Annotated in this window: 4 protein-coding genes; 3 read left to right on the top strand and 1 reads right to left on the bottom strand. The window is 44.1% G+C overall.

All coding sequences use genetic code 11. From position 1 onward, the window contains the following. On the top strand, window positions 1-1,678 hold a 1,678-nt coding region (locus tag BM427_RS25785; RefSeq protein ID WP_175539153.1), incomplete at its 5' end, for an Ig-like domain-containing protein. Between the two features lie 462 nt (window positions 1,679-2,140). Continuing rightward, a complete protein-coding gene (locus tag BM427_RS25060) occupies window positions 2,141-2,878 on the top strand; it encodes a carbonic anhydrase (RefSeq protein ID WP_090127235.1) in 738 nt (245 codons plus the stop codon). 470 nt (window positions 2,879-3,348) lie between these two features. On the opposite strand, the gene BM427_RS25055 is transcribed toward BM427_RS25060, so the two are convergent. Then, the gene (locus BM427_RS25055; RefSeq protein ID WP_090127234.1) at window positions 3,349-3,624 is read right to left on the bottom strand and encodes a putative quinol monooxygenase; all 276 of its coding nucleotides are present in this window, start codon (window positions 3,622-3,624) and stop codon (window positions 3,349-3,351) included. 1,285 nt (window positions 3,625-4,909) lie between these two features. Between BM427_RS25055 and BM427_RS25045 the strand changes: the two genes are divergently transcribed. Beyond that, window positions 4,910-6,069: Ig-like domain-containing protein (locus tag BM427_RS25045; RefSeq protein ID WP_139234470.1), on the top strand; the 1,160-nt coding region annotated here is incomplete at its 3' end.

Here is a 6,069-nt window from a genome sequence, read left to right as displayed (position 1 = left end):
TCAGACGGTGAACTTTGCCGCCTCCTCGGGCAGCCTGAGTGCGGTGAGCGATGGGGGTGACGGCAGCTACACGGCGGAGCTGACCGACAACAAACTCGGCACGGTGACGGTGACGGCTACCGTACTGGGTGTTGAGGGAGTCAGTAAAGAGGTGCTGGTGATGGTACTGCCTGCAAGTGCATCGACGGTTGCTGTAAGTAAAAATACTTACAGGGTCGGAGATAAAGTTGATGCAACGGTAACACTGGTTGATAAAGCAGGTAATCCTCTGAGCGGTCAGCTTAACTGGCTACAATTGGAGGGCGTATTCAGCCTGCCTGGAACCAGTGCTGGCGACTTAGAGTGGCATGATGTTGGGGGCGGTGTCTATGAGGTAAAAGGTGAAGCAAAGGTTTTGGGGATGCAGTACAACGCAACACTGAAAACATCAGACGGAGAAAACGTCTCTTCTCCATATGATGTTGTTGCAGGTGATGTCAGCAGCGTAGAGCTGGGTGTTGATAAGGAAAGCTATCTTGTTAATGAAGGGCTGGAGGTAACAGCAAGCCTGCGGGATAAGTTCGGAAACCCGATATCCGACGAAGACGGGCTGGCATTTCTAAACAGCAATAAAACCAAACTCAGTATTGGCGGCGCATGGCCCGAAATAACCGGTAAGTGGTCTAAGAAGTCCGTCGGAATGTTTGTATATAAGCAGATAGCCTATCACCCCGGTCTTAACTATGTTACTACCCTTAGTAGTGAAGAAGGAAATAAGGGGGAGTGGTCGTCCAAACGATACGCTATCAAACTCCACGAAAAGTCAGTTATAAATATGGATTATTCCGTTTATGGGCTGGAAAGGGAGATGAGTATTACCATGCGGCTCTACGGGACAACGGGCGGAAGTTCAGTCACTGGTTATGATACTGCCGTCTCAGGTTATGATAACAACCTATTAAATTCCTGGATCAAAGTACCCGGTGCAACGATTAAGTACGGATGGAGAGAAATAACCCCGGGCTTCTACATGTCTACTTGGACTACAAAAAGCGCTGTTGAATCAGGACGGGTAGTGCTTTCTTCTTCAGGATATACAATGGAAGGCCCCCTGTATTCCGTTGAGCATAATCCACATGTTAATGGAGCATTTTCGGCATTTCAGCCAAATGAACTTGGTATTACTACAGGGTTTCCAACAACTGCTTTTAAAGGTGCGCAATTTATAATTCGTTTAGATCGAGAAGTGGCTGCCCATTACGATTGGCAATCAAATAACTATCAAGTTCGTGTTACGGATTCTGATAAAAATAAAGTTACTGTGACGGTCACTAGCAAGCCGGTAAGCGGGAAGGTGGTAATAAAAGGAGTGCCAAAAAAATCAAGGAATTTCCCTAATATTGAATATCATACTGACATAAAAACTTGGTATGATAATTATGGAGGTCAAAGTACAAACTATGAAGGGGCTGAGAATTATTGTAAACATATCTCAACAAAGGTATCCCTGGCCGAAACTCTCTCCTATGTATATTTTGAATGGGGATATGCTGTTTATCCTGATGATAGATGGTATTGGATATCTGAAGACAGCTCTTCTCAATATAACAAATGGAGATTTAACGGAGGTCGTGGCGTTATTGAACTCGACCAGCCCACATCAAAAAACTATGTGATGTGTATGGAAAAGATTGGATGAGTTAGCCCGTGTCAACCGAAATTATCGAGAAGTAGGATTGTGTCTTTTTTAGAAAGATAGACATTCGGCGCTATACTGACTCATTTTCAGATAGGGGTAGTATAGCGCTTTTTTTTGGGGATGATTATTCGTCAGGTATATCCATCCTTATAACCCTGACCCAAAATCCTGCACCATTCAGAAACAGATTTCCGGCATGATATATACCCCCCCCCGAATTTAGGATTAAATATATAATAAATCTTATATTGATGCTCCCGATGCGGTAGGATTCCTGATTTTGTATATAATTAACAAGGTTCGTACCTGTATAACTGTGATGATGTACTTAAAGCCCTTTTTGCTTAAGGGGCCCTGGCCCCTTTTTTTTTAATAAATAAATTATTTCCACAATAGCTACCGAGAAGTCTATGCACTGTTCGCCATGGACGTATTTACAACTTCGTTGGAAAAGGATAAATAATGAAAGGAAAACTTATGCTGGGCATCATGCTGGCAACCTGTTTCTCTGTCGGGGCAACAGAACATTCTCAGCATTGGGGTTATGAAGGCCAGGAAAGTCCTGAGCACTGGGGCAAGCTTTCACCTGATTTTGCACTCTGTGAAACCGGTAAAAACCAGTCACCGGTCAATATCCAGGGAGCACTGAAAACGCATCACAGCAAACCTGTTCTGGTTTTCGAGCAGGGTAAACAGCAAATAATCAACAATGGCCATACTATTCAGATTAACGTAAGTGAAGGTAATACCCTGCGTCTGGACGACGATACTTTTGCACTGCAGCAATTTCATTTCCACGCACCAAGTGAAAATGAGATCGATGGCAAACAGTTCCCGCTGGAAGGACATTTTGTCTATAAAGATAAAGATGGTTCTCTGGCTGTTTTGGCGCTGATGTTTAATGAAGGGAAAGCTAATCCGCAACTGACAAAAGCCTGGCAGCAGATGCCAGCTAAAGTTAATCAAGCTGCCATACTGACGCAGCCGGTGGATATCAACGCTTTGTTGCCTGAGAACGTCGGGGTCTACCGCTTTAGTGGATCCCTGACAACGCCCCCTTGTTCTGAAGGTGTGATCTGGATGGTACTGGAACAACCTGTCAGCGCTTCTGCTGAACAAATCAGGCAATTCCGCTCAGTACTTCAGCATGCAAACAATCGCCCGGTACAGCCGCTGAATGGCCGCGTTATCATTAATTGATTTCTGAGGTCACTGGCAGGTCACTGTACCCTATGTATAGTGATCTGCTATGTGAATAAGAGGGGGTAATTGAATAAGCTTACGAGTTCATTTTTGGCTTTTTAATTACCAAACCAACCTCTTAACGTGAGTGTTCGTTCCATTGAGCGTCAAACCCCCATCACAAACACGTGTACCGACTTTATCATCTCTGCTGCCTGAGCGTAAAACGCCGACGACGTCTCAAGGGGGTAACAGAAGGTCTGCCATTTCTCCGCCCTGAGGCTTCCAGCCTGACATTTTACACCAGCAGCATTCTGGACTCTTCATTTCCACGTCTGGACGGATTTGAACGCTGTGCCGAATCATTTGATACGATCATCAGCGCCCTCACTTTGCTGGTAAAAACATTACTAACATTGCAGTGTGGTAATCAACAGGGAGCAGATAAGTACATATCAAAACTGTATAAATTAAATGATACGATATAATTATGTAATCTCAAAAATTATATAATCACGGATAATGCTACTGGTTTCTTTTCCCCATGCTGAAGCCAGCGTTCTTTTCTGGTGATTATCAAATGCAGTTTTATCTTTAAAAAACTCTTCAATTTTCCAGATAAGTGGATCAGTTGTCTCTGTGACATCAAAAGAAATACACCCAGCTTCTTTTTTTGTTAGCCTTGTATGCTCAGGAAGGAGTTGACGAATAAGATCTGTTTCTTCTGAATTTTTGCATATTAAATGACCTTTTATCTTTATCATTTCTGTCCCTCTATTTATCATTGTTCACTTTACATATTTGAAATTTAATATCTGAAATAAGCAAATAATAAAATGAAACTTAAGAAATTCAATACAACTCTGTTGGATAGTCTAGACATATCTTTAGTGTTATTGTATATGGCTGCAGCAGATGGTAGAATACGTGATTCAATAACACTGGGCAAACAGCATTTTCTCATTGAAACCATAATATCCAATGATTAATGTGATTATTACCTACGATGATGAAATTGTCACCGCTATTATCGAATAGTTTGATGATCATTTATGAGAGCCGCTCTTCTGGAGTCTCTGGCTTCTGGTAAGGATGTAATGCTCATCGCTTGCGCTGTCGTTCGGAACGATAAACAGCGACCGGAGTATGGGTGTCATCTCATATCTTTTTATGCAGTCGGAACATTCTCTTGTCGCCAGAAAAGATAAATAAAAAACGTCCTATTAGTTAAGACCGTAAACTCATAGCAACAAAACGAGCAGAACATTCATAGTATTTATCACGTAAAAATGATGCTGGAATATTCATCATTTCTCCGGCCATGGCCGTCGATATATCCATGCTGACCGCTATAAACGTCAGGAATATGAATTTATCATTTCAAATTAAATTTCTTTTTGAAAGAATTTCCAAGTTAATACCATCACAAATTCAGTACCATGCTAAATTCCAGATCTTAGTGCTTCTGAAGGGGCTTCGGACAAATTCAGCCGGAGTCATGTCATTTAATGATTAATTATTCACATATTCCTCCCGAAGGAGATCATTAAATGATCCAACGAACAAATTATCTGTCGGTATTACTGATTTGTAAAAATAATTTATTTTATAGATTAGAAGATAAAAAATAGATACTCTCGTTTAGCCAGACTATGTAAGTAAATATTAACGATAAAAAAATGCTCTCATGCCTAACTAACAGCCTGTTCACCCTCTTGTGGTGAATTTTTGAGATAGCAGATCAGATATTATAAGCTTTATTTTCTTTACTCTTGGTTTTTTTGTCTAAATATTTGTTTTTCATAAAAATATACAACTAAAAACCTGTGGGAGGGAGTATTTTTAATCGTTAACTATAACCCGCCATTGATGCTAATGGCTTTGCTCTTTCATGGTGATGCACGTGACTGTGATCAAAAATAAGACTGCCCTGCAATCTCCCCCGGAAAAGCGCGATGTTTGTTTTCCGGGGCACTCCCTGTTTAACATTCTCTCCCTGCCCACAAGACGTTTTTCCTGGTCGAGTTCTACCGGGAAAGGAGGTAAGTCATGAGCCCGAGTCATAATATTGCTTGCGGTGAACAGCCGAAGATCACTCTTGTTATTAAGCCGGATAACATCACGGCACACGAAAACGAGAGCAAGATCATTATGGTGACTACGCAAGGGCGACACAGTTTCAATCAGGTAAACTGGGATGCCGACAGACTTCTCCGCGCCGGAGGCAGTCTGGTGGCGGAAAATAAGCACTGCTACACGCTCACCCTTCCTCCCTACAACGGCGGTGCCGGAGATAATGTCAACCACTATACTCTGACAGCGGTAGCGGAAGACAGTCATGGGAACCTCTCCCAGGCAGAAACTCTGACGGTGGAGGTGCTGGCGATAAGAGGGAAGATGGAGCGATCAGCGGAGGTGCGGTTTATCGAATCCGGGGATGCGGTTACCGGAGAACCGAGCATCTGGTCTGAACTGATAGCCAGTCCACAGATGATAACGGCTGGCGAAAGCACGGAACTGCGGCTGACACTGAAGGACAGCCAGGGCCATCCTGTAACGGGCAGAGCTGTGACGTTTCACGCAACGATGGGGATCGTGGATAACCTTTCTGAGAGAGGAGAAGGGACTTACACTGCCAGGTATACTGGTGAAGAGGCAGGGACCGTCATCATCACTGCAAAAGTGGACGATATGGAGACTGAGCCATCGGTGACGGTAACGGTTTCTCCGGGAGAGCCCAGTACTGCGTATTCTGAACTTACATCAGAATATCCGGAAGTAGTGGTCGGCGAGTCAGCGGAGCTGAGACTCGTTCTGCTGGATTTCGTCGGAAATCCGGTGCCGGGACAGAAGGTGGAGTTTATAAGTACCCTTCCTGATGCTGTTGTTGAGGAGGCAGTCGAGGCTATCGGAGGGATATATATATCACGGATAAGCAGCAATATTCCGGGGAATGCCGAAGTATCGGTAAATGTAAACGGCAAACCGTTTGGTCTGAAACCAGTTACTGTCACGTTTGCAGCAGGCACAGTGGACATGGACAGGTCTGAACTGAAAGCCGAGCCGGACATCCTGAGTGCGGGAGAAACCTCGCGGCTGACGCTGACGCTGCGTGACCGGTTCGGCAATGCGGTGCCGGGTCAGACGGTGAACTTTGCCGCCTCCTCGGGCAGCCTGAGTGCGGTGAGCGATGGGGGTGACGGCAGCTA

Origin of the sequence: Kosakonia arachidis, from assembly GCF_900116535.1 — a bacterium.
Lineage (GTDB): Bacteria > Pseudomonadota > Gammaproteobacteria > Enterobacterales > Enterobacteriaceae > Kosakonia > Kosakonia arachidis.
This window is presented reverse-complemented; position numbering and strand designations above follow the sequence as displayed.

Coding starts and splice junctions, on each gene's coding strand:
- BM427_RS25060 (WP_090127235.1), top strand. CDS start 2,141: ATGAAAGGAAAACTTATGCTGGGCATCATGCTGGCAACCTGTTTCTCT.
- BM427_RS25055 (WP_090127234.1), bottom strand. CDS start 3,624: ATGATAAAGATAAAAGGTCATTTAATATGCAAAAATTCAGAAGAAACA.